A 23,956-nucleotide genomic window follows, 5' to 3' on the forward strand; every position below is an offset into this window, starting at 1 on the left:
GCGTAGCTCCAAAATAAGGTGAGCTGCCAAATTAGTTTTGGCAGCAGAATTTAGTACTGACTTCAGTTAATTCCACGGATGACGCGGCGGATTGATGCCATTGAGGTAGTAATTACCGATATGGAAGTATTTCCAACGTACTGGATCATGTAGGGTATGGACGCGTGCATTACGCCAATAACGATCTAAATTATGCTGAGCTAAGGTCGAGCGTGTACCCGCTAATTCAAATAAACGATTGGTTGCTTCTATCGCAATCTGAGTGGTTAACACTTTAGCTTCTGAGGTGGTTAAGCCAGCGGTGTTAACGGTTTCTTCCGTGCTATTAGCCTCTGCTTGATCAATCGCATAGCCCGCACGTTCTAATAAAGCTTCGGCAGCATGTAATTTAATCTTCAGGTCACCTATCGCATGAATGGTAAATACATCTTCGGCAGCAGTCGGTTTATCATTATCCAACCAAGGGCGACTTTTCGTTTTAATAAACTCAATGGTTTCATCAATGGCTTGGCGTGCAATACCGACATCAATCGCTGCTTGAATAATTTGTGAAATCGCGCCTGCTGGCGTAGGTTGTTCAAAAGCAGTGACTATAATAGTACGATTTTTAGGTACTTTGACGTTTTCAATTTTAACTGCACCGGATGCAGTGACCCGTTGCCCAAAGCTTGACCAATTATTAGTAACTGTTAAACCTTGTGCATCCCGATCTGCAAAGACTAAGACCACTTGCCCGTTTTCATTCACTGCTACAATCGGCACAATGTGCGCTAACAATGCACCCGTGGTATAGAACTTCTCACCATTTACAACAACATGGTCACCCACATCCACGGCTTTAGTTTCAAACGCAGCGACCGTTTTACTGTTTAACTCAGAAAATGCATTGCCGAACCGATAGCCTTTCAAAACTAAATCAAATAATTGTTGTTTCTGCTCATCTGTACCATCGACGCTAATGTGCGCTACTAAGGCTAAATGATTTTGCACGATCTGAGCTACACTCGAATCCGCAGCCCCAATAATTGATGAGATCTTCGCAATTGTGGCATACGAAGCCCCTAAACCGCCGTACTCCTTAGGTACATTCAAGCCCCACAAGCCACTTTGCGAATAAGCATTGATTTCCTCAATCGGTAAATAACCTTCACGATCACGTTCAGCAGCTCCTGTAATTAACTGTTTTGCTAACTGCTCAGCAATTTGAATAGCCTCTTCTTCACTAGTTAAACGATAGGCTGGTGTGGTAGGTGGTGTTAAAGGCCTAAAAGGCTCTGTCGAATTAACACGTGGACGCGTAAAAGCAGGTGTAGTCATAGGTATAAACTCTTAAATAAAAGACTAAACAGATAGGTAGTGGTTAAAACCTATGAATCACTTGGCAGATATTGTGCCAATCTATTTTATCTTTTTAAATCAAAAACTTAATTTATTAATAATTTTTGGTAAATGTTGCTAATTCGACAAATTGCTTAAGTATTGTTGATAAAGAAACATAGTAATTTCAGTGACTATTTTTAATAATTTTTTTTGCAGGAAAATAGCTAATTATATATGAAATAACTATTTCCTAAATAAAGCATCCTTTCCTACAGTTTGGCCTTATTGATTTGCAACCAAGCTATTTTAGTCAGGGAGAATTTACATGTCTGGCATTGCTAACACTTATAGTTTTGCACCAATTGTGCAAGAACCCCATTATGAAACGGTGGCGCAGAAATACCGTCCAATCTTTCAACGCATTGCAGCCAATACCTTAGAGCGTGAGCAAAACCGTCGTTTGGGGCGGGAGGAAATTAAATGGTTAAAAGAAGCGGGTTTTGGTGCTGTGCGCGTGCCAGTAGAATACGGTGGTGATGGAGTCAGTTTGCCACAGCTCTTTCAATTGTTGATTGAGCTGGCAGAAGCCGATTCTAATATTGTACAGGCTTTGCGTGGACATTTTGCCTTTGTAGAAGACCGCTTGAATGCACCACGCGATGAGAAGGTGCTGACATGGTTTAAGCGGTTTACCCAAGGTGATTTGGTAGGCAATGCCTGGTCTGAAGTCGGTAGTGTGTCAATCGGTGAGGTCAATACGCGCGTATCCAAACAAGATGGCAGTTTAGTTGTCAATGGGCAGAAGTTTTATAGCACAGGGAGTATTTTTGCCGACTGGATTGATTTATTTGCTCGTGATGAGGATGGCAGCCATGTGATTGCCGCGGTCAGCACCCATCAAGCAAGTGTCATTCAAGAAGATGATTGGGATGGTTTTGGACAACGCACGACCGGAAGTGGTACTTCGATTTATCAAAATGCTGTGGTTGAAGAACTGATTCCGTTTGAATCGCGTTTCAAATATCAAACAGCATTTTATCAATTGTTCCATCTAGCTACTCTGGCAGGGATTGCTCGTGCAGCCTTACGTGATGTATCTAGGCAAGTGCGTGATCGCACCCGCATTTACAGTACTAGTAATGCATCTTCTTTTGCGCAAGATGTGCAAGTACAACAGGTAGTGGGGGAAATATCTGCCTATACCTATGCAGCCGAAGCTACAGCGGTTAGAGCTGCCTTTGCCTCACAGCGTGCTTATGATGCGCATTGGCATGGAACACCTGAACAAGAAAAACAAGCGAATATTGAAGCGGAATTAGAATCAGCGCAAGGGCAAGTGGTGCTTTCTGAATTAGTCATCAAAGCAACCAGTCAGTTATTTAATGCCTTAGGCGCATCTGCTGCCAGCACTAAATTATCTCTTGACCGGCACTGGCGTAATGCTCGAACCGTTGCCTCACACAACCCATTAATTTATAAAGCCCGCATTATTGGTGATTGGCAGATTAATGGCACTGAACCCCCCTATGTGTGGAAAATTGGACAAGGTCCGAGCTATAAACCATTACCTGAATCAACCACTTCAGAAAGTTCTGTTTCCAGTACAAAAGCCGCCTAGATTTATTGATAACCACACGCTGTTTGCGTCAGTGTGTGGGTTTTAAACGGCGCGCATAATGATTTTTCGGCAAATAGGCTTGTTTGCCAAATAACTTTTCCCGTAGAGTGCCTGTACGATATTCTGTTTGATAACGTCCCCGATTTTGTAATTCAGGGACAATAAATCTTGCAAAATCTTGCCATGTTTCAGGCACTACCACCCGGCTTAAATTAAAACCATCGATCTCTCCAATATCCATCCATTGTTCTAAATAGTCAGCTACCTGTTGGGCATCACCAATTAATGTCGTGTAGCGACTGCCTAATTTAAATTGCTCTAATAATTGGCGCCGCGTTTTGCCGAGCACATAAGGTAGCGTGGATTGAATCGCATTAGAGTGACTTGGGGTAATCGGCTCATCTAAATCAAATTGTGCGAAATCAATGCCAGTACTGGCAGAGAAGTGGGCTAAGCCTGCCTCTGGATTGGCATAGTGCAGGTAGTCTTGGTATTTTTCCTGTGCCTCGCGCTCGGTTTGCCCTGTAATTACAGCAATCCCGACATAAATCTTTACATCCTCAGGCTGGCGACCTGCATTAACGGCTGCTTGACGCAAAGCTCGAGCTGTTTTTTGTGCGCTTAGTGGATTCGGTGCACCTATAAAAACCGCTTCCGCATGTTGACCTGCAAACTGTTGCCCACGCTCTGAACTACCTGCTTGAAATAACACAGGGGTACGTTGTGGAGAAGGCTCGCTCATGTGAATAGCATGTGTTCGATAAAATCTGCCATCGTAGTGTATCGGATGAACTTTATCCGAATGCGTATAAATCCGCTGCTGCTTATCCTTAACGACCGCATGATCTTGCCAACTGTTTTCCCATAGTTGATAACAGAGTTGTAAAAATTCATCGGCGCGATCATAGCGGCTATCGTGCTCAGCTAAACTATTAGCTCCCAAGCCGCGTGCGCCACTATCCACATAGCCTGTAACAATATTCCACGCCATGCGTCCTTGGGTTAAATGATCCAGTGTGGAAACGGTGCGTGCAAAAGTATAAGGTTGCTCTGCATAAATATTGCTGGTGATACCAAACCCTAAATGTTTAGTTACTGCGGCCATAGCAGAGACTAAGAGCCACGGATTATTGACAGGTAATTGAATCGCTTCCCTTAAGGTTAGCTCAGTATTATTTTGATAAACATCGTAATAGCCAATCACATCTGCCAGAAATAAGCTATCAAATAGCCCCTGCTCCAAGATTTTTGCTAAATCTAGCCAATATTGTAAAGTATTATATTCAAAAGAGCGGTCACGTGGATGTGCCCATAAACCATGATGAATATGCCCTACACAGTTCATATTAAAAGCATTGACATGAATAATTTTTTTAAGCTGCATCATGGTTCTTGAGTAAGAATTGTAAAAAATAAATCGTTAAATTAGCTTATTAAAGTGCTAATTTAAACACGTTAAACGATATGAGCTGCTTGCAAAGCATTAAATACGATGGCACGTTCCTTTAGTAGCTCTGGACTTTCACGCTTGCGTGGACGTAATACGTTAATTGCTAAATCAGCGGTAACAGTACCTGGTTGATTACCAATCACGATTACACGATCACTTAAAAAAACCGCTTCATCCACATCGTGTGTGACTAAAATAAGGGTAATATGATGAGCTAGGGCGATATGTGTTAATAAATCTTGCAAGCGGATACGCGTAAAAGCATCAACTGCACTAAAAGGCTCATCGAGTAATAATATTTTTGGACGACGATATAAGCCACGTGCAATGGCTACCCGTTGTGCTTGTCCACCCGATAAGGACTTAGGTAAAGCTTGTTCATAGCCACTTAATCCAACTTCTTCTAATAAACTAGAGATATATGGATAATCAGGTTTGCCTTCAGCAGCGAAGGCAATATTATCTGCTACATTTAACCACGGCAATAAACGTGGTTCTTGAAAAATAAAGCCAATACTCTGATTGATATTGGTAATTATTTTACCTTCAAGGCTGATTTTCCCTTGATACTCTAGCTCTAATCCAGAAATGATTCTTAATAAAGTGCTTTTTCCACAACCACTAGCACCAATTAGACTGACAACTTGCCCTCCTTCCACCGTTAAATCAATAGCCGTTAAAATAGCGCGCTCAGCAAATTTTTTCTGATGGACTTGAATTGTTAACAAACTCATAGGCTCTATATCCTAGTGCAGCTACTGATGATTAACTAAGGCAGTATCACGCCAACGTAAACTCTTATTTTCTAAACTCTGTAATAATGAATCGCTAAATTTTCCCAAAATAGCAATTAAAATAATAGCGACAATCACTCGATCAGGGCGGCTGGTTTCACGTCCATCAGATAATAAATAACCTAAACCTTGTGAGGCAGCAATTAATTCAGCAGCTACTAGAAACATCCAGGATAAGCCTAAGGCTGTGCGTAAACCTGTAAAAATATAGGGAAGTGCGGCGGGCAATAAAATGCGCTTTACTAGTTGCCCACGATTTAATCCATAGATACGACCAACTTCAATTAATTTACGATCTACATTTTGAATGCCGCTTAATACATTTAAATAAACAGGAAAAAAAGCACCTAATGCAATCATAATGATTTTGGGTGTTTCATCAATTCCAAACCATAATAAGAGTAAAGGCACCCAAGCAAGACTGGGTACATTGCGTAAGGCTTGGAAAGTAGGATCAATCAGTTGTTTCAAAATAGGTGTAAGCCCTACTAATATCGCAATGATTAAACCTAAGCCTGATCCTATTAGAAAACCTGTCAACACCCTAAAAGCGCTAATGCTAATATGGGCTAATAAATTATCTTGGAATAACTCTTTAAAAGTACCAACAATCACACTAGGCGGTGGTAATAGCCTTGCCTCAAGCCATTGTTGTTGAGCACCTATTTCCAAGCCTAAAAAGAATAAAACAGGCAGCAGCCAACCTATGAGATTAAGCTTAGAAATATTGAGTCCACTGGGATTAAATTTAGAAAAACGCTGTAGGAAGCTAGGTTGATGATAAGCTTCATTCATGGCTTCAGAGGGGATACTCATAATACCTACCTTACTTTACTAAATCGCTAATAAAGCTAGGATCAATTAGGTCATGAACTACTTTAGTCACATCGGTATCTGATTTCACTAAGCCTTCTTCCGTCAGGATAGGAGCAGCTTCAATTAAGGCTTTTTTATGCTCTTCACCAATAACTGGATTGGAAAAATCAATGCGACTTAATTGTAACTTAGCAACTTCTAAAGGAATTTTAGCTTCTTCAGCTTGTAAAGTAGCTGCTTCCTCTGGATGTTTAATGATCCAATCACGTGCTTGCTCATAAGCATTAAGTACTACTTTTACTGCTTCTGGATTTTCTTTAGCAAAGGCTTCCCTCACATTTAAGAAACTGTAAGTATTAAAATCAATATTATGATAAATAATTTTAGAACCTGCTTGTAGTTGGCTTGCGGCTAAATGTGGATCAAGCCCAGCCCATGCATCGACTTGACCTTGCTCTAGGGCGGCTCGTCCATCTGGATGTTGAAGGGGAATAATTTCAATATCAGATTTTTTTAAACCGAATTTCTGTAAGGAGCGTAGCAAGAATAAATAAGGATCTGTGCTTTTAGTAGCAGCGACTTTTTTTCCTTTTAAATCTTGTATCTCACTAATGGTGGAGTCTTTAGCAACAGCTAAGGCAGTCCATTCAGGGCGAGAGGCGACGTAAATCGCTTTAATTGGATTACCATTCGCTTTCGATAATACTGCTGCAAGCCCTGCCGTACTGCCAAAATCAACGCTATTGCCATTAAGATATTCTAGAGCACGGTTGCTGCCTGCACTCAATACCCATTTAACTTTAGTATTGGTGTTCTTTAAAGACTCTTCTAACCAACCAAATTTTTTTAATACTAAGCTAGTCGGTGAATAGTAGGCATAGTCTATTTTAATCTCATCAACGGCAGCATAGGTATAAGGTGTTATAAAAAGTGTTGAACCTAATAGTAAGCTGCCAGCTAGCTTATTCAATAAAGGCATAGTCATCAATATTAATTCCTGTTCGACAATGTCTTTTTAAAACTAACAAACTTAGGCGACGATGCTAAATAGAATATTCTGCATAGCTTTGCAGAAATATCTTCTGTGGATTTATTTCTGTTGATCTAGCAACAGCTAATCAACAGATCGTTGTTGCTATCACAAATGGGGTTTCAATGTATTAGTAGTAAACCTGTGAGTAAATTAATTTTAATATTTTGATTTTTAAGGGAATAAAATCAATTCTGAGCTACGGGTAGGTGGTTGGCATAATGCTTGCGTAGTGTAGTGATGACTCAAGGTTTAAATACTCTCAGAAAACTACTAATCGAGATGTCTCATGTCTGAAAATCATTTACCCGTTTTGGATTTATCACACTTAGATGCAGGTTTAGCAGAACGTCAACAGTTCTTAAAGGATCTAAGACATGCAGCTCACGATAGTGGTTTTTTTTATGTGATTGGACATAGCGTGAATGCATCACTGCTAGCACAGGTACAGCAGCAAGCGAAGGCATTTTTTGCTTTATCCAGCGCGGATAAATTAAGTGTACAAATGATTCATTCACCACATTTTCGCGGCTATTCACAAGCCTCAGCCGAATATACGCGTGGGCAACGTGATTGGCGCGAACAGTTTGATTTAGGAGCTGAACGAGTTGCCTTAGCCCTAGCTGCGCATGAGCCTGCATGGAAGCGCTTACAAGGTCCTAATCTATGGCCTCAAGCTTTGCCTAGCTTGCGCCCTATCGTTGAAGAGTGGCAACGAGCATTGAATCAGACTGCTTTAAAAATTTTGCGTGCTTTAGCCTTAGCTTTAGGCTTAGCAGAAAATGCGTTTGACCAGCTCTACGGTCAATCTCCCAATGAGCATGCCAAACTTATTCGCTATCCCGGACGTGAACATACTGATAGTGAGCAAGGGGTAGGCCCACATAAAGATAGTGGAATTTTAGGCTTAGTTCTGCAAGACGAACAAAGTGGCTTACAAGTCCAAACTCATGCGGGTGAATGGATTGACGCCAAACCGATTGCAGGTAGTTTTGTCGTGAATATTGGTGAGCTATTGGAATTAGCCACTAATGGTTATTTGCGTGCCACTATTCACCGTGTCATTACACCTCCCGCTGGGCAACAGCGCTTTTCTATCGCTTTCTTTTTAGGTGCTCCACTAGATACTACCGTACCTATTTATCCCCTAGCCCCTGAGTTAGCTGCACAAGCGCAAGGTCCTGCTACTGATCCCCTAAATCCACTACTGCGTGAGGTGGGTTGGAATTACCTCAAAGGACGCTTGCGCTCCCACCCTGATGTCGCCCAACGTTATTACGCTGATATCCTGGCAAATTAACAACCATATTAAATTAATCCAATTAACATAGGTCTGAATCATGAAACTAAAAAGCTTTACCCTTACCTTCAAAAAAATCTTCCAAGTGAGTTTACTAGCACTGGCAAGTCTAACTTTGAGTGAAGCTTATGCCGCTGATGAAGAGTTAAAAGTAGCAGCTGATGCTATTCCACATGCAGAAATTTTAGAGCATATTCAAAAAGCCCACCCAGAATTAAATTTAAAAGTTATTGAAATTGTGAATGGCGTTAATCCGAACGAATTACTAGCGGGTGGGGATGTGCAAGCCAACTACTTTCAACATATTCCCTATTTACGTACCCAAGAAGAAGCCCTAAAACGCAAGTTTGAAGTAGTAGCAACCGTCCATATTGAACCTTTAGGTATTTATTCAAAAAAATATAAAAGTCTAAGTGAAATACCTGAGGCAGCAGTCGTAGCTGTACCCAATAATGCAAGCAATTTAAGCCGTGCCCTATTTTTACTACAAGCGAATGGGCTAATTAAGCTAAAACCTGAGTTCACTGATGCTAGTAAACTTGCCAAGCCTAGTGACATTGCTGAAAATCCTAAAAAAATAGAAATTAAGGAAATTGAAGCACCTATTTTACCGCAAGTATTACCTGATGTTGCTTTGTCAATTATTAATGGTAACTACGCCTTAGAGGCTGGTCTAAAACCTGCTAAAGATGCTTTAGCCTTAGAAAAAGTAGAGGGCAATCCTTATGGCAATATCTTAGTAACGACTCCTGAGTTAGCTAAAAATGAAAAAATTCAAAATTTAGCTAAAATATTAGAATCAGCTGAGATCGCTAAATTCATTAATGAGCGCTATGAAGGTTCTGTTATTCCTGTACATGCTGATAAATAATTTATAACTGATGCTTTAGAACCATTCTCTATGCTAGAGAATGGTTTTTTATTTTATGAATGATATTGAGTTAGTTATGATTATGACTGATACTAATAAACATATAATTATTATTGGCGGTGGCTATAGTGGAGCTTTAACAGCAATCAATCTTTTACTTAAAGATACTGCTCCTCTGCTAAAAATTACACTGATTGAGCAGCGTGCTTATGTAGGAATGGGATTAGCTTACACTTGTTGGGATGATAACTTATTACTGAATGTACCTGCAGGAAATATGAGTGCTTTCGTAACTGATCCTGATCATTTTGTAAGATTCTGCCAAACCTTAGATCCTGCATTTAATAAAGGTTCGTTTATTTCACGTCGTATTTACGGCGATTATTTGCAGCAAAGCTTACAGCAAGCTATAACAAATAGCATACATGAATTTGAATCTATTAAAGATGAGGTTCTTGCTGTTAAAAAAATACAACATAAAAGTAATTTCATAATTTCGTTGAAAAGCCTTAAGACCCTTGTAGGTGATCAGGTCGTATTAGCACTGGGGCATTTTCCCTCTAAAAATTTATTAGCTAATTCTAATGGTTCATTGAATAATTATGTGAATAATCCATTAGACTGGCGATCAATCGATCAACTATCACATGATCAAACTTTATTAATTGTCGGAACAGGGCATACGGCTATCGATGTATTATTTCGTTTGACTAGCAGTAATCCATCACGGTCAGTTATAATGCTGTCACGCAAAGGCTTATTACCCGAAGGACATCGTTTTAATCCACAGCCTCCACTCATTAAAGGTTTTCCCACTTATTTAGAGTCAGTGCCAAAGACAATTCGTGCTTATATGCAAGCCATACGGCAGGAAGCTAGGCTACGTATGGACACACAAGGGGATTGGCGCGATGTACTAAATGAACTACGCCCTTATACTGCTCAATTGTGGCAGTCCTTGACTGAAGCAGAACGCCGACGTTTTCTACAACATGTCCTAGCTTATTGGGATGTGCATCGCCATCGCTTAGCCCCTTCAGCTCATCAGCGCTTAAAAGTGTTATTAAAACAATCAACAATAAAATTATTAGCCGCACGTATTCGAGCCATTCAACCCATACCACAAGGATTTGAAGTTGAAATTCAAACAAAAACCAATGAAATCCAAGCTTTAAATGTAGGGGCAATCATTAATTGCACCGGACCTAATAATCATCTAGCTAGTATACCCAATCCCTTAATTCAACAATTACTAGCAGAAGGTTTAATATTACCAGATGCATTACATATTGGAGTACAGATTGATGAGCATTATCAATTAATTAATGCAGCAGGTAGTGCAACCAAAGATCTATATTATGTAGGTCCGATGTTGAAGGCACACTTTTGGGAGTCTATTGCAGTCCCTGAATTGAGAGCTCATACCCATCACTTGGCTGGTATTATTGTGGATAATGCTTAATTTTTTTCAGCTTTTTCTTTTTTTAAAATTGCATAGCATAACTTCTTATTTAGTTTTCAAAAAAAATTCATTATTATACCTTGAACAATGACTTATTATCTTTAATTTTATGAGGTATATATTATGTTAGAAAAAATTAAGAAAGCTGTAATTTATACAGTAGCTGCTGTTGCTATAGCGAGCTTTTCAAGTTCTTATGCAGCGGATAAATTAAAAATTGGTGTTTTACCCGGTGTTTATGCGGATTCAATTAATGCTGCTGCTAAAGAAGCTCAAGCTCAAGGTATCGAAGTTGAAGTCGTCGAGTTTACAGATTGGACGACGCCCAATCTCGCTTTAAACTCTGGTGACATTGATTTAAATTATTTTCAACATCAACCATTTTTAAATAAAGCCATTGAAAAACAAGGTTTTAAATTAGGTAGTGCTGGCACAGGCGTCTTAGGTAATATTGGTCTATACTCTACTAAATATAAAAAATTGACTGATATTCCTGCAGAAGGAAAAGTAGGAATTGCTAATGATCCTGTTAATCAAGGGCGAGGTTTATTATTATTAGACAAAGCCGGTTTGATTAAACTTAAAGCAGGGGTTGGTTATCTAGGTACTTTAAATGATATTATTGAGAATCCTAAAAAACTTAGTTTCGTTGAAGTAGAAGGCCCGCAGTTAGGGCGTATTACTGGGGATGTTGATATTGCCCAAGGGTACCCGCACTTTATTGTCGCCGCTAAAGCATTTGACCCTTCTAGTGGTTTAGCTTATTCAGGTATTGAAGATAAACAATTTGCTATTCAATTTGTCACTAAGGCAGAACGTACTAACGATCCTGTGATTAAAAAGTTTATTAAAATTTATCAAGACTCGCCTACCGTACAAGAAGCGATTAGCCGTGGATTTGCTAATGATAAGAATCTTTATTCTTTAGCTTGGCTAAATTAATTCTTTATTCCTATTAAGGGGTGGTTGGCATGAGTTACTCACTAGCGTTGCGCCGCGATACTCTCAGTAAATTTTCAGAATTTGAAAAGCGTGAGCCTATTCAGACTAAAACAGAAACTGGAGATTTACTATTCAATTCAAGCCCAAAAACTGTTACTAAAGGAATTAATATTGTTTCTTTTAAGTCAGTTATCAAGCTTTATCCACTGGCAACGGGCGATTTCTATGCACTAAAAGGAATTGATTTGGATATTCCTACGGGTAGTATCTTTGGGATTATTGGGCGCAGTGGGGCGGGTAAATCAAGTCTACTACGTACAATTAACCGCTTGGAGAAACCTAGTAGCGGCCAGGTATTCGTGGGTGGTATTGATATTGGTGGTTTAAATGAAGTGGATTTAGTTAAATTACGCCGCCGTATTGGCATGATTTTTCAACACTTCAATCTCTTATCTGCCAAAACTGTTTTCGAAAATGTCGCTTTGCCGTTACAAGTTGCAGGTGTACCTAAGGCAGATATTCAACAGCGTGTATCAGAGTTATTGGCTTTGGTCGGGCTACAGGATAAACATCACACTTTTCCTAAGCGCCTATCTGGCGGGCAAAAGCAGCGTGTGGGCATCGCACGCGCTCTTGCTACCAATCCTGAAATCTTATTATGTGATGAAGCCACTTCTGCCTTAGACCCTGAAACTACCCAATCTATTTTGCAATTATTGCGCGATATTAATCGTCAATTAGGTATTACCATTATTCTAATTACCCATGAGATGAGCGTCATTCGAGAAATTGCTGATCAGGTAGTCGTACTAGAACAGGGTGAAGTCGCTGAATGTGGACTGGTGTGGAAAATCTTTGGCAACCCTCAGCATGAAGCTACTAAAGCACTATTAGCACCTTTGCAACATCATTTACCCGACGATTTGCAAGATCGTTTACAAACTACTCCCCCTATAAGTGGTCCTTATCAACAGATTTTGCAACTGTCTTATAACGGAGAGAATCAGCTAGAGCCTGATTTATTGCGCATTAGTCAATATTTCCAAGGTAGCAGTCTATTACATGGCGGAGTAGATCGGATTCAGGGACATGCGCATGGTCGTTTATTACTGGCTGTAGACAGCAACATAGCTTTACCTGATTTTAAACAGCTAACTCAGGGCAATCAGGCAATTGCTCATCATATCGAGGTATTAGGTTATGTCGCTGGCACTTTCCATTCCCGCTGATCGCTATTGGCAGGCCTTATTTGATACGCTGGCCATGGTCGGTGTTTCTGGTGCTATTGCTTTTGTGGCGGGGATTCCCTTAGCTATTTTATTAGTTGTCACCGCACCGCAAGGTTTTTTAGCTTCCCCGCGCTTAAATCGAGTGATCGGTAGTCTTGTCAATGGCTTTCGTGCCACACCATTTATTGTATTGTTAGTAGCACTGATTCCGTTAACCCGTTTGTTGGTCGGTACTAGCATCGGTGTGTGGGCAGCGATAGTCCCCTTGGCGATTAGTGCCACTCCATTTTTTGCCCGAATTGCTGAGGTCAGTTTGCGAGAAGTAGATGCCGGTTTAATCGAGGCTGCACAGGCTATGGGATGCAAAAAGTGGGATATTATTCGTCATGTCTATCTACCTGAGGCACTGCCCAGCATTATTGGTGGTTTTACTATTACACTCGTAGCACTCATCAGCTCTTCTGCAATGGCCGGGGCAGTCGGTGCCGGTGGTTTGGGTGATTTAGCCATTCGTTATGGCTATCAGCGCTTTGATACTCAAGTAATGGTCTTGGTTATTGTGATGCTAATTGTGTTGGTGACACTGGTGCAGTTTATTGGTGATCGCTACGTGCGTTGGCTGAAAGAGCGTTAAAGCCTGCTGACTAAAAAAATAATTTAAAGTAAAACGAGATAGCTTTGCTATCTCGCTTAGTTTCTATTGTAAAGATTAACGCAGCACTTTGCCTGGATTCATCATTGAATGTGGATCAAGCGCTTTTTTAATAGCCGACATTAACTTTATCTCTGTCGCAGATTTGTAGCGTGCTGCTTCATCACGGCGCAACACGCCTAAACCATGTTCAGCAGAAATAGAGCCTGCGCATTGATCAACAATATCATGTACTTGACGATTAATTTCAGCCTCTAGCTGCATAAAGTCAGCTGCGTATTCGGATGCAGCAGGACAGAAATTATAGTGCAGATTACCATCGCCAATATGACCGTAAACGACTTGTCTCAGGGCAGGGTATCGTTGTTCAACTTGTTGTGTCACGGCATCAATGCAAGCCGCTATTTTAGATAAGGGCACGGAAATATCATGCTTAATACTCTTGCCCTCTATGACTTGAGCTTCTGCAATATCTTCTCGTATGGCCCACATCTTGGTAAATTGGCTCATATTTTGACAGATTAGCCCATCCCGAATCAGCTCAGCCTCCATCCCCCGCTCTAAAAGTTGTTCAAATGCAGCTCTAACTTGCTCTTCGTTATATAAACTGCTGATCTCGAGAAATACATACCAATCCCCGCGCTCTGTCAGTGGTAAACGTCGATCAGGAATGTTTTTCTCAACAAGGCTAACGGAAAAGTCACTCATAATTTCAAAAGCAGTCAGTTCTGCACCAAAATTTCCTTGGCTTAAATGCAGCAAATGTAAAGCAGCCTCTGGGGTAGGAACCGAAAGAATGCCAAGTAAGGTCGTGGTGGGGATAGGAAATAGCTTAATAGCGGCTGCGGTTATAATGCCTAGCGTTCCTTCACTACCAATATAAAGGTCGCGCAAACTGTAACCAGTATTATTTTTTCTAAGTTCGCATAATCCATTCCAGATTTCCCCTTCGGGGGTCACTACTTCCACCCCTAGACATAACTCGCGGGTATTACCGTAACGTAAAACCTGAATACCCCCTGCATTGGTAGCAAGATTTCCACCAATCGTACAACTGCCTTGACTGGCTAATTTGAGTGGGAACAAGCGATTCACCTTACTAGCCGCTTGGTGAATTTCTTCTAAAATAACCCCGGCTTCTGCCACTAACGAGTTATTTTCAATATCGATACTACGAATACGTTTAAGGCGTGCCAACGATAGCAGGATGGCGCTCTTGCTGTTATCAGGCGTAGCCCCCCCAGATAAACCCGTATTCCCACCCTGCGGTACTACAGGTACACCTTGTTGGTGGCATAAACGCACGATAGCGGCCACATCCTCAGTCGTGTCAGGCTGTACTACCGCTAAAGCGTCCCCCTTCCATTTTTTTCTCCAGTCTGTCAGGAAGGGTTCCATGTCAGTAGCACTAGTATAAAGGCGTCCACTAAAAGACTGGCGTAGTACATCAATTTGCATATCCTATCCTTGTAATAGCTGGTGAACTTACCAACATTGGCAATTACTATTGCTTAGAATAGAATAATGCAATTATTATTGCAATTTATTTTTACTGGCAATGACTATTGAATTTTTGCCTAATCGTTTAGCCCAGCTCCGCTGCCATTGAGCTTCTAGCACAGTGGCCATGTCATAGCCTTATCCGGTTGAGGCGTACGCCCATCACCACAACCGAGGACGCCTTGGTCAAAATCAATCACTGCACCAGTCATTAAACCAGACTCCTGTGAGGACAAAAACGCGGCTGCCCGTGCCACTTCCTCTGGCTTAATTAAACGCCCATTCGGTTCCCGTGCTTCTACTGCATTTAGCCAATCCGAAGGCGCATGGTGAAAATTAGCTTGAATCGCATGTTCGCCTGGACTATCCATCCAACCAATATTTAACACATTAGCGCGAATTTTATTGCGCATCAGGGAAAAAGCGACATTTTTGGTCATGGCGACTAATGCTGCTTTGGAAGCGGAATAAGCAGTTAAGAAAGACTGTCCACCATGTGAAGACATCGTACAAATATTTAAGATAGTACCTTCGATCTTGTGCTCTACCATATGGCGAACAGCAGTTTGCATCATAAAAAACGGTGCTTCTGCATTCACAGCAAATAGGCGTGTGTAAGTTTCAGGGTCAGTATCCAAAATTGAACCGCGATCTGTGCAACCTGCACAATGCACTACACCATGTAATTGCCCAAAGGTGGCTATGGTATCCGTAACACATTCACTGGCTTGCTCGCGTTTAGTGAGATCAGCTTGGACAAAAATTACCTTGCACTGGGCGGTCGATAGTGATTTTGCTAAGGCTTGACCACGTTCTGTATTACGCCCAATTAAAGCAATACCCGCTGCACCACGCTCGATAAATAAGCGCGCGGTGGCTTCCCCCAAACCTTGAGTGCTGCCAGTGATGAGCAAATACCTATCCATTAGCTGGCGACTAAAATCCGTACCATACTCTGCTGGAGCTAACATGCGCACCTCCCAAAAACTAATAATTGCCAGAGTATAAGCGAGATAAGTAAAAATTCAATGAATTTTTCTAATTTTAAATTTATGCAATTTTAATTGCAGAACTATTTACTATAGCACTCAGTCTTATACTGACGTTAACTGAGCCGCTGCTGTAAGGTTTTCCAGAGGAAACCTCTGTATATCAGGAGCATCTATTTGGTATAAATTGTCACAACTGCTGAGTAATAACTTACTTGCGTAGATACTACCCAGCCCTATAAGCCTGAACAAAAATCACACCGCAATCGGTGTCAACCAAGGTTGATCTTTAGCCTCTGCACTATCCACCACAGCATCAACAAAGGCGACACCTTTTAAACCGTCATAAGCAGTAGGAATGTGCTGGCCAATTGCACTGGGTGCACGCCCTTGCTTTTGGGCATGAATAAACTCAGCAAAACCCGCATAAAGATTAGCAAAAGCTTCCAAATAACCCTCTGGATGTCCAGGGGGCGTCCGGGTACGTACTTTTGCTGCTTCACTTAAATCTTCCGCGCCACGCTTGAGTATTTCAGTACGGCCATTTAGGGGGGAATAGATCAATTCATTAGGCTGTTCCTGAAACCAACTCAGCGAAGCCAACTCCCCAAAAACACGTAAGCGCAAGCCATTTGAACATCCCAAGGCCACCTGTGATGACCATAACAAGCCTCTCGCGCCCCCTTCATAACGCAACATGACATGGGCATGATCGTCAAGTTGACGTCCATTCACGAAAGTTGCCAGATCAGCCGTCAGGGATTGCAACTTTAGACCGGATACAAAACCCGCTAAATGGTAGGCATGTGTACCAATGTCACCAATAGAGCCTCCCCTGCCATTTTTTTTCGGGTCAGTGCGCCAAGCCGCCTGTGCATTACCCTCTGATTCGATAGCGGTAGCCATCCATTCTAAAGGGTACTCAACCTGCAAGGCACGAACTTTACCTATTTTACCAGCAGCCACCAGTGCACGCGCTTCATGTACCATGGGATAACCTGAATAAGTGTACGTCACCCCCATAAATACACCGCTATCCCGCACTAACTGCTCTAAAGCCAGAGCCTCTTCTAAGGTCGCGGTCAAAGGCTTCTCACAAATCACAGCAATACCAGCTTCAATAAAGGCTTTAGCAATAGGATAATGTGTAAAATTGGGTGTGCAGATGGCGACAGCCTCAATACCATCTTCACGCTCTACTTCAGCCGCCACCATTGCTTGATAATTATCATAGGAGCGTGCTGGGTCAATCTGTTGGCTAGCTGCAAACGCATGACCTGCTTGCGGATTGGCATCAAATGCTCCCGCAACTAATTGGAAAGCACCATCTTGACGAGCAGCGATACGGTGAATATTGCCAATATAAGCTCCCGTACCACCGCCAACCATACCTAGCCGTAGCGGGCGGTTCATTTGATTAGACATACATTCTTCCCTTAGTTAAGTTTAATCCAATCCCAGAATGGCGCGATTAGCGGCTTGGTCAGCACCTGATTTAACAAAATCATCAAAGGCACGATCGGCTACGCGAATAATATGGTCGCGAATGAATTGCGCACCTTCAGCCGCCCCATCCTGCGGATTTTTCAGGAAGCACTCCCATTCCAGTACCGCCCAACCATCAAAGTCATAAGTCGCCAATTTACTAAAAATAGCGCCAAAATCGATTTGGCCATCACCCAAGCTACGAAAACGGCCAGCACGCCGACTCCAAGGTTGAAATCCACCATAAGCACCTGTTTTACCATTAGGGCGAAACTCCGCATCTTTGACATGGAACATCCGAATGCGCTCATGGTAATGATCGATAAAAGCCAGATAATCCAGTGCTTGCAACACGAAATGGCTAGGGTCGTATAAAATGTGGCAACGCGAATGCTGCTTAACCCGCTCCAAAAACATTTCAAAGGTTAAACCATCATGCACATCTTCACAGGGGTGAACCTCAAAACACAGATCAACACCGTACTCATCAAACTGGTTCAGAATCGGCAGCCAGCGCTTGCCCAACTCGTCAAAGGCTTCATCTACCAGACCTTCCGGCCATTGTGGGTAGGGGTATAAATAAGGCCATAAAAGGCTACCCGTAAAACTGACATGGCGATCCAAGCCCAAATTAGCGGAAGCGCGTGCAATATAGGCCATTTGTTGCTCAGCCCAAGCGCGACGCGCTGCTGGATTTCCACGCACAAACTCCGGTGCAAAGCTATCCATCAGACGGTCGTGTGCCGGATGCACTGCCACCAATTGGCCGGTAATATGTGAAGCGAGTTCAGTCACTTCCAGTCCCCGCTCTGCTAGCACCCCTTTAATGTCATCACAATAGGTTTGGCTTTCTGCAGCTTGCTTAATATCAATGAGTCGGGTATCCCAAGTAGGGATCTGCACACCTAAAAAACCTTTATCTGCTACCCAACTAGATAGCTCGGGTAATGAATTGAAGGGTGCTTCATCGGTCGCGAACTGCGCAAGATAAATACCTGGACCTTTGAGCGTTCTCATACCCCAACCCTCTGTTTACGTCTAATTTCAATTTGTTGTTGTCGTGCAGCTTGAACTGACTCGCGCTCCGATACTTCTGGGACGCCTACATCCCAATCTGCATCACCGGGAACCCATTGATAAGCATCGGTTACGATACTGATCAAGGTGGTTCGGTCGGTGGTTTGCGCCCACTGCATGGCTGCTGCTAGTTCGTCTAGAGTGTCGACTTTACGCGCCAACGCCCCCATCGCTTCAGCATGCTTCACAAAATCAACGGCAAACGGCTGTTTCACGCGACAATCCTTGAGTAAATTATTAAATTCCGGCACACCCTTAAAGGTTTGCAAACGGTTAATAACCCCGTAACCACCATTATCACAGACCACAATAATCATTTTATGACCGGTCAGAACCGTAGAGTAAATATCAGAATTCATCATCAGGTAGGTGCCATCACCAATCATAACAATCGGTGTACCCTTTCCCTTTTTAGCCAGCGCATGCCCCCAACCGGCAGCAATTTCATAGCCCATACAGGAAAATCCAAATTCACAATCAAAAGTGTGAGGCTGTTTAACACGCCAGCCTTTGCTAACTTCACCGGGGATACCACCGGCGGCGGCCACTAAAGTATCATTGGGTTTTGCGCTCTGATTAACCACAGCGACTACTTGAGCATAACTAGGAATAAGGGCATTAGTCGGCTGTTGGTGTTGATCTAGTAAGGCATTCCATTCCGCAAATAAACCTTGTGCTTTAGGCAATAAAGTCGCGTCAGCAGACCAATCACCCAACATAGCATCGAGTTCTCTGACCGTTTCTAGCGCATCGCCTACTACCGCCAAGGCACGATGTTTGTTCGCATCAAAACGCGCGGTATTAATCGCAATAAATTGAGCATCCTGCCGAAAGGCTGTCCATGAACCAGTGGTAAAATCTTGTAAGCGCGTACCAATAGCTACAATCACATCAGCCTCGGCTGCTAGTGCATTCGCCGAAGTTGATCCCACAATGCCGATAGGCCCAGCATGGGCTGGATGAATATGTGTCACCCCCCCTTTACCGGCAATGGTTTCCACTAATGGAATGCCTCGTTTTACGGCAAAATCTGCGACTATCTGCTCAGCTAGTGCATAACGCACCCCACCGCCAGCAATAATTAATGGCCGTTTGGCCGTTTGTAATAAAAGTGCTGCTTCAGCTAAGGCTGCTTTATCAGGGCGAGGGCGTGAAATACGCCAAACCTTTGGTTCAAAAAACGCGGTTGGATAATCAAACGCTTTCTCTTGGGTGTCTTGAGCTAAACCAATAAAAGCTGGCCCACAATCGGCTGGATCCAGCATGGTCGCAATAGCTTGTGGTAATGAAGTGATGATTTGCTCTGGTAAAACGATTCGATCCCAATAACGCGAGACCGCTTTGAAGGCATCATTCACCGTAATACTTGGATTATGGTAGTGCTCCACCTGTTGCAAAACTGGATCAGGAAGACGATTAGCAAAGGTATCGCCTGCCAGCATCAGCAGAGGCAGGCGATTAGCATGAGCTGTTCCTGCGGCAGTGACCATATTGGTAGCACCTGGCCCAATCGAGGTCGTGGCAATCATGATTTGTCGACGTCTTTGTGCTTTAGCAAAACCTACTGCGGCCAAAGCCATCGATTGTTCATTCTGTCCGCGCCAAGTGGGTAATTGATCTTGAACGGCTTCCAAAGCCTCTGATAAGCAAGTGACATTGCCATGCCCAAAGATACCAAACACACCGGCAAACAAAGGCTCACGTTTCCCATCAAGATCAGTCCATTGATTGCATAAATAACGTACTAATGCCTGTGTCATGGTCAGGCGAACTGTATTTTGACTCACTGTCACTCCTCCTTCTTAAATCATAAATTTGACGCTAAGTTGGATTTTATGAATTACTTATTGACAAATCAATATTTTTGCAATAATTATTGCATAACGATTTTAAATCATTATCAATCCACAGCTTGACAAGCTTGATAATCACTAGGACTCACAGCATGTATGAAAATTTTGGACTTTTTATCAATGGACAGTGGCGTGCAGCCTTAGATAAAAGTATGGCTGATGTTTTTTCGCCAGTAACAGAGAAATCGCTTGGCCTAGTCCCTTTAGCCACGCTAGATGATACCGCTGAGGCCATTGCCTGTGCTCAACAGGGGTTGAAAGCTTGGTCTGCACAGAGCGCTTTCAGCCGTGCGGATAGTTTGCATCGCATCGCGGATGAAATGATCAAACGCTCAGCAGAAGCAGCTCGCATGATCTCGACCGAAACTGGCAAGCCTATAGCACAAGCAGAACGTGAGTGGGTGTTATCCGTAGATCAATTCCGTTGGTATGCCGAAGAAGCACGGCGCATTTATGGACGTATTATTGAGAGCCGTGTGCCACGAGGACGCTTTGAAGTACTGCATGAACCGATTGGCGTTGTTGCTGCCTTTACGGCTTGGAATTTTCCAGCGTCTTTGGTAGCTCGTAAAGTCGCTCCTGCACTTGCTGCGGGTTGCTCGATTATCATCCGTCCGTCCTCTCAGACCCCTGGAACAGCAATGGTCATGGTGGATTGTATGCGCGCTGGCAAACTTCCTGCGGGAACAGTCAGCTTGCTTAACGGCAGTACTCACCATACTTACGACCCTATTATGGACTCCCCTGTGGTACGTAAGGTCTCGCTCACAGGCTCCACCCGTGTCGGACAACAAATGATTCGTGATGCCGCAAAAACGGTCAAAAAGGTTTCGATGGAACTGGGTGGTAATGCACCTGCCATTATCTACGATGATGCCGATTTGGAACTGGCTTTGAATGCTTCAGTCGCCACGAAATTCGCTAATGCGGGTCAGGTTTGCGTCACAGCCGACCGTTTCTTTGTCCATGAATCAGTACATGACGCTTTTGTTGAGGGCTTTGTAACCCGTGTCAAAGCCCTGAAGTTGGGTGACGGACTAGAGCCTAGTGTAGACATGGGTCCACTCATCAATAGCCAACGTCTACAAACCGTCCATGACCTTGTGAGCGAGGCGCTTACACAGGGCGCTAGTTTGCTAGCAGGCGGAGAGCGTGCAGCAGAATTCAATGTGGGGCATTTTTACTTACCTACTGTACTCACTGAGGTTCGGGATGAAATGCGTGTGTTTGCAGAAGAGAATTTCGGCCCGATTGCAGCGATTAGCCGTTTCAGTACTGATGAGGAAGTGATCCAACGTGCCAATGCGTCTGAAATGGGTTTATCCGCTTATGCCTTTACACGTTCAGCTACACGGGCTAGGCACACCGTGGCAAGCCTTAAAGCCGGTATGGTGGGAATTAATAGTTATGCATTAGCCGCTTCTGAAGCGCCCTTTGGTGGCACGAACTACTCCGGGATGGGACGAGAAGGGGGCGCAGAAGGCATCAACGATTATTTAGACACCAAGCTCGCACAGGTCGTATTGTGATTAAAAACAGTATCAAACAGCTTTGGGCTAGCGGTAAGCCCGTTATTAATGGCTGGCTGTCCATTGGCAATTCATTTAGCGCCGAAATTATGGCCGCACAGGACTATGACAGTCTAACCATCGATCTCCAACATGGAGCTTTGGATTATACGGCTGCCTTGCCAATGCTGCAGGCCATGCGTGCTAGTGGCAAAGCCTTAATGATCAGAGTGCCTTGGAATGACCCAGCCATGATTATGAAGGCGCTGGATGCAGGGGCTTACGGGATTATTTGCCCGATGATTAATAACCGCGCTGAAGCTGAAACCTTGGTAGCCGCTGTACGCTACCCGCCTCAAGGTCAACGCAGCTTTGGGCCAACGCGAGTCAGTTTTGCAGCCGGAGCGGATTATGCGCGTGAGGCCAATCAAGAAATGCTGGCGATTGCAATGATCGAAACCACTGAAGCACTAGAAAATATTGAAAGCATTGTTAGCACCCCCGGCTTGGATGCGATTTATATCGGGCCAGCCGATTTAAGCCTTTCTCTCATGCAGGGGCGTTTAGCACCGGGTTTTGATCGGGAGGAAGCTGACATGATTACGGCCATTCAAAGCATTCTAGCTACCGCTAAACAAGCAGGAATACGCGCGGGTCTGCACTGTGGTAGCTCCGAGTATGCAGTGCAAGCCATTGAGTGGGGTTTCGATTTGACCACGATTTCTGGAGATAGTCGTTTATTAGCTGCCGCCTCAGCTAGCAGTATAAAACAAGCACGCGAGCTATTACGTGCCAAAGAACAAACCTTTTCACCAGATGATCCCAGTGCAAACGCTAACTAATAAAGGCGTTTAGTAGTTTTCAGCAAGGAAAAGTAATTTTCCGAAACCGTATCGATGTAACCAACGGAGGAACCCATGAAACAACTAGTTTTAAGTCTTTTAGCGACCTCAGTGCTAGGCCTAGCCACCATTTCCACCCCTAGTTTTGCTGCTGGTGAAAAGAAAGTATTTTTCTTGCTCCCCAATGCCACCACCATTCGCTTTGAAAGCCGTGACGCACCGTTTTTTACCACGGCCATGAAGGAACTTGCTCCTGATGTCAAAGTGATCGTCCAGAATGCTCAAGGCGACCCTACGAAGCAGCAAGCACAAATTGAGGATGCCATTGCTCAAGGGGCAGCCTTGATTTTATTAACCTCAGCAGATGCTAACTTAGCAGCAGGTGGCTTAGCGGCTGCCGAGAAAGCCAAAATCCCTGTAGTGCTTTATGACCATGATGCTGTAGGGGGTAAGGCAGAGGCGCATGTGGTATTTGATTCTTTGTCTGTTGGCAAGGCTCAAGGAAAACGTGCTGCAGAATTAATTGCGGCGATGGATAAAAAACCCGTCAAAGTGGCGCGTGTAAAAGGCAATCAAGGTGAGTACGGTACTGGCCAATATGAGGCCGGACAAGATGAATTTTTGAAGCCACTGATCGACTCTGGAAAGATTAAAGTGGTGTGTGAGCAATATACGCAAAACTGGGACCCGGTTCTTGCCCAAAGTTTTGCTGAAGATTGCTTAACCCGCAATAGTGGCGATGTGGATGTATTCATTGGCATGAATGACGGTACAACGGGTGGATCGGTTGCCGCGCTGATTAGCCAAAAATTCAAGCCAGGCGATAAATTAGTGACCGGCGGCCAAGATGCAACCGTGGAAGCCTTACGCTATGTCGCACAGGGCTGGCAAGACAATTCCGTGCTTAAGGATCTTAAAGTAGAAGCCACCTATGCCGCAAAAGTAGTCAGCTCTGTTCTTAAAGGCGAAGGCGTACCCAAAGATTTGGTAAATGGCAAGGTGAATAATAAATTCATGGATGTGCCCGCTGTATTCCTACCTGTCTCTAATATCACCCTTGATAACTTGGGTGATGTGGTAACTGCCGGAGTGTGGACTTGGAAAGAGATTTGCCAAGGCATTGAACAGACTGAAGTTTGCAAAAAAAATAATAAGTAATCGGGAGAACACTATTCCCCCATCCCCGACCCTTCCCCCTTGCGGGGAAGCGACGGCTTA

General features: G+C 43.3%; 20 protein-coding genes. 10 read left to right on the plus strand and 10 right to left on the minus strand.

Features of this window, described 5'->3' with window-relative positions:
* Window positions 1-66: 66 nt before the first annotated feature.
* Window positions 67-1,317: an SfnB family sulfur acquisition oxidoreductase gene (locus Q0230_RS09770; protein ID WP_298609799.1), complete on the minus strand. Its 1,251-nt coding sequence runs from the start codon at window positions 1,315-1,317 to the stop codon at window positions 67-69.
* Between the two features lie 328 nt (window positions 1,318-1,645).
* On the opposite strand from Q0230_RS09770, the gene Q0230_RS09775 reads away from it, so the two are divergent.
* On the plus strand, window positions 1,646-2,938 hold the full coding sequence (locus Q0230_RS09775) for an acyl-CoA dehydrogenase family protein (protein WP_298609800.1): 1,293 nt from the start codon (window positions 1,646-1,648) through the stop codon (window positions 2,936-2,938).
* Window positions 2,939-2,966: 28 nt separating this feature from the next.
* Here the strand turns inward: Q0230_RS09775 and Q0230_RS09780 are convergent, their stop codons facing one another.
* From Q0230_RS09780 to Q0230_RS09795, 4 genes are all read right to left on the minus strand, one after another.
* Window positions 2,967-4,325 carry an LLM class flavin-dependent oxidoreductase gene (locus Q0230_RS09780; RefSeq protein WP_298609801.1) on the minus strand — a complete coding sequence of 453 codons (1,359 nt, stop codon included), beginning with the start codon at window positions 4,323-4,325 and terminating at the stop codon, window positions 2,967-2,969.
* A 68-nt stretch (window positions 4,326-4,393) separates the two neighbouring features.
* Window positions 4,394-5,122, minus strand: a complete 729-nt coding sequence (locus Q0230_RS09785) for an ABC transporter ATP-binding protein (protein WP_298609802.1) — start codon at window positions 5,120-5,122, stop codon at window positions 4,394-4,396.
* Window positions 5,123-5,143: 21 nt separating this feature from the next.
* Window positions 5,144-5,998 carry an ABC transporter permease gene (locus Q0230_RS09790; protein WP_298609803.1) on the minus strand — a complete coding sequence of 285 codons (855 nt, stop codon included), beginning with the start codon at window positions 5,996-5,998 and terminating at the stop codon, window positions 5,144-5,146.
* Between the two features lie 10 nt (window positions 5,999-6,008).
* Window positions 6,009-6,983: an aliphatic sulfonate ABC transporter substrate-binding protein gene (locus Q0230_RS09795; protein WP_298609804.1), complete on the minus strand. Its 975-nt coding sequence runs from the start codon at window positions 6,981-6,983 to the stop codon at window positions 6,009-6,011.
* A 334-nt stretch (window positions 6,984-7,317) separates the two neighbouring features.
* Here Q0230_RS09795 and Q0230_RS09800 point away from each other — a divergent pair, with 334 nt between their 5' ends.
* The 6 genes from Q0230_RS09800 (at window position 7,318) to Q0230_RS09825 (ending at window position 13,466) form a co-directional block, all read left to right on the plus strand.
* Complete coding sequence (locus Q0230_RS09800) at window positions 7,318-8,328, plus strand: 2-oxoglutarate and iron-dependent oxygenase domain-containing protein (protein ID WP_298609805.1); 1,011 nt, start codon at window positions 7,318-7,320, stop codon at window positions 8,326-8,328.
* 40 nt (window positions 8,329-8,368) lie between these two features.
* A complete protein-coding gene (locus tag Q0230_RS09805) occupies window positions 8,369-9,199 on the plus strand; it encodes a MetQ/NlpA family ABC transporter substrate-binding protein (protein WP_367274131.1) in 831 nt (276 codons plus the stop codon).
* Between the two features lie 55 nt (window positions 9,200-9,254).
* Window positions 9,255-10,661, plus strand: coding sequence for an FAD/NAD(P)-binding protein (locus Q0230_RS09810; protein WP_298609806.1), 1,407 nt, complete (start codon window positions 9,255-9,257; stop codon window positions 10,659-10,661).
* 123 nt (window positions 10,662-10,784) lie between these two features.
* Window positions 10,785-11,603, plus strand: a complete 819-nt coding sequence (locus Q0230_RS09815) for a MetQ/NlpA family ABC transporter substrate-binding protein (RefSeq protein ID WP_298609808.1) — start codon at window positions 10,785-10,787, stop codon at window positions 11,601-11,603.
* A gap of 29 nt (window positions 11,604-11,632) precedes the next feature.
* A complete protein-coding gene (locus Q0230_RS09820; RefSeq protein WP_298609809.1) occupies window positions 11,633-12,832 on the plus strand; it encodes a methionine ABC transporter ATP-binding protein in 1,200 nt (399 codons plus the stop codon).
* Complete coding sequence (locus tag Q0230_RS09825; protein ID WP_298609810.1) at window positions 12,804-13,466, plus strand: methionine ABC transporter permease; 663 nt, start codon at window positions 12,804-12,806, stop codon at window positions 13,464-13,466. The genes Q0230_RS09820 and Q0230_RS09825 overlap by 29 nt, the downstream gene beginning before the upstream one ends.
* A 75-nt stretch (window positions 13,467-13,541) precedes the next feature.
* Here the strand turns inward: Q0230_RS09825 and Q0230_RS09830 are convergent, their stop codons facing one another.
* From Q0230_RS09830 to iolD, 5 genes are all read right to left on the minus strand, one after another.
* Entirely contained in the window at window positions 13,542-14,942 is a 1,401-nt protein-coding gene (locus tag Q0230_RS09830; protein WP_298609811.1) for an FAD-binding oxidoreductase, read from the minus strand.
* A gap of 155 nt (window positions 14,943-15,097) precedes the next feature.
* Window positions 15,098-15,955, minus strand: a complete 858-nt coding sequence (locus tag Q0230_RS09835) for an SDR family oxidoreductase (protein ID WP_298609812.1) — start codon at window positions 15,953-15,955, stop codon at window positions 15,098-15,100.
* Between the two features lie 273 nt (window positions 15,956-16,228).
* A complete protein-coding gene (locus tag Q0230_RS09840) occupies window positions 16,229-17,398 on the minus strand; it encodes a Gfo/Idh/MocA family oxidoreductase (protein ID WP_298609814.1) in 1,170 nt (389 codons plus the stop codon).
* Window positions 17,399-17,419: 21 nt separating this feature from the next.
* Window positions 17,420-18,475: a sugar phosphate isomerase/epimerase gene (locus tag Q0230_RS09845; RefSeq protein ID WP_298609815.1), complete on the minus strand. Its 1,056-nt coding sequence runs from the start codon at window positions 18,473-18,475 to the stop codon at window positions 17,420-17,422.
* Entirely contained in the window at window positions 18,472-20,322 is a 1,851-nt protein-coding gene (gene iolD / locus Q0230_RS09850) for a 3D-(3,5/4)-trihydroxycyclohexane-1,2-dione acylhydrolase (decyclizing) (protein ID WP_298609816.1), read from the minus strand. The genes Q0230_RS09845 and iolD overlap by 4 nt, the downstream gene beginning before the upstream one ends.
* A 158-nt stretch (window positions 20,323-20,480) precedes the next feature.
* Between iolD and Q0230_RS09855 the strand changes: the two genes are divergently transcribed.
* The 3 genes from Q0230_RS09855 to Q0230_RS09865 all read left to right on the plus strand — a co-directional run bounded on the left by Q0230_RS09855 (window position 20,481) and on the right by Q0230_RS09865 (window position 23,896).
* On the plus strand, window positions 20,481-21,917 hold the full coding sequence (locus Q0230_RS09855; protein ID WP_298609818.1) for an NAD-dependent succinate-semialdehyde dehydrogenase: 1,437 nt from the start codon (window positions 20,481-20,483) through the stop codon (window positions 21,915-21,917).
* Entirely contained in the window at window positions 21,914-22,738 is an 825-nt protein-coding gene (locus tag Q0230_RS09860) for an aldolase/citrate lyase family protein (RefSeq protein WP_298609819.1), read from the plus strand. The genes Q0230_RS09855 and Q0230_RS09860 overlap by 4 nt, the downstream gene beginning before the upstream one ends.
* Before the next feature lie 75 nt (window positions 22,739-22,813).
* Entirely contained in the window at window positions 22,814-23,896 is a 1,083-nt protein-coding gene (locus Q0230_RS09865) for a sugar ABC transporter substrate-binding protein (protein ID WP_298609820.1), read from the plus strand.
* Window positions 23,897-23,956: the final 60 nt, after the last annotated feature.

Origin of the sequence: uncultured Thiothrix sp. (genome assembly GCF_937876535.1) — a bacterium.
GTDB lineage: Bacteria > Pseudomonadota > Gammaproteobacteria > Thiotrichales > Thiotrichaceae > Thiolinea.

Bases quoted from the DNA above. Each gene is read 5' to 3' on its own strand.
- Q0230_RS09770 (WP_298609799.1), bottom strand. From the start codon at position 1,317: ATGACTACACCTGCTTTTACGCGTCCACGTGTTAATTCGACAGAGCCT.
- Q0230_RS09775 (WP_298609800.1), top strand. From the start codon at position 1,646: ATGTCTGGCATTGCTAACACTTATAGTTTTGCACCAATTGTGCAAGAA.
- Q0230_RS09780 (WP_298609801.1), bottom strand. From the start codon at position 4,325: ATGATGCAGCTTAAAAAAATTATTCATGTCAATGCTTTTAATATGAAC.
- Q0230_RS09785 (WP_298609802.1), bottom strand. From the start codon at position 5,122: ATGAGTTTGTTAACAATTCAAGTCCATCAGAAAAAATTTGCTGAGCGC.
- Q0230_RS09790 (WP_298609803.1), bottom strand. From the start codon at position 5,998: ATGAGTATCCCCTCTGAAGCCATGAATGAAGCTTATCATCAACCTAGC.
- Q0230_RS09795 (WP_298609804.1), bottom strand. From the start codon at position 6,983: ATGACTATGCCTTTATTGAATAAGCTAGCTGGCAGCTTACTATTAGGT.
- Q0230_RS09800 (WP_298609805.1), top strand. From the start codon at position 7,318: ATGTCTGAAAATCATTTACCCGTTTTGGATTTATCACACTTAGATGCA.
- Q0230_RS09805 (WP_367274131.1), top strand. From the start codon at position 8,369: ATGAAACTAAAAAGCTTTACCCTTACCTTCAAAAAAATCTTCCAAGTG.
- Q0230_RS09810 (WP_298609806.1), top strand. From the start codon at position 9,255: ATGAATGATATTGAGTTAGTTATGATTATGACTGATACTAATAAACAT.
- Q0230_RS09815 (WP_298609808.1), top strand. From the start codon at position 10,785: ATGTTAGAAAAAATTAAGAAAGCTGTAATTTATACAGTAGCTGCTGTT.
- Q0230_RS09820 (WP_298609809.1), top strand. From the start codon at position 11,633: ATGAGTTACTCACTAGCGTTGCGCCGCGATACTCTCAGTAAATTTTCA.
- Q0230_RS09825 (WP_298609810.1), top strand. From the start codon at position 12,804: ATGTCGCTGGCACTTTCCATTCCCGCTGATCGCTATTGGCAGGCCTTA.
- Q0230_RS09830 (WP_298609811.1), bottom strand. From the start codon at position 14,942: ATGCAAATTGATGTACTACGCCAGTCTTTTAGTGGACGCCTTTATACT.
- Q0230_RS09835 (WP_298609812.1), bottom strand. From the start codon at position 15,955: ATGTTAGCTCCAGCAGAGTATGGTACGGATTTTAGTCGCCAGCTAATG.
- Q0230_RS09840 (WP_298609814.1), bottom strand. From the start codon at position 17,398: ATGTCTAATCAAATGAACCGCCCGCTACGGCTAGGTATGGTTGGCGGT.
- Q0230_RS09845 (WP_298609815.1), bottom strand. From the start codon at position 18,475: ATGAGAACGCTCAAAGGTCCAGGTATTTATCTTGCGCAGTTCGCGACC.
- Q0230_RS09855 (WP_298609818.1), top strand. From the start codon at position 20,481: ATGTATGAAAATTTTGGACTTTTTATCAATGGACAGTGGCGTGCAGCC.
- Q0230_RS09865 (WP_298609820.1), top strand. From the start codon at position 22,814: ATGAAACAACTAGTTTTAAGTCTTTTAGCGACCTCAGTGCTAGGCCTA.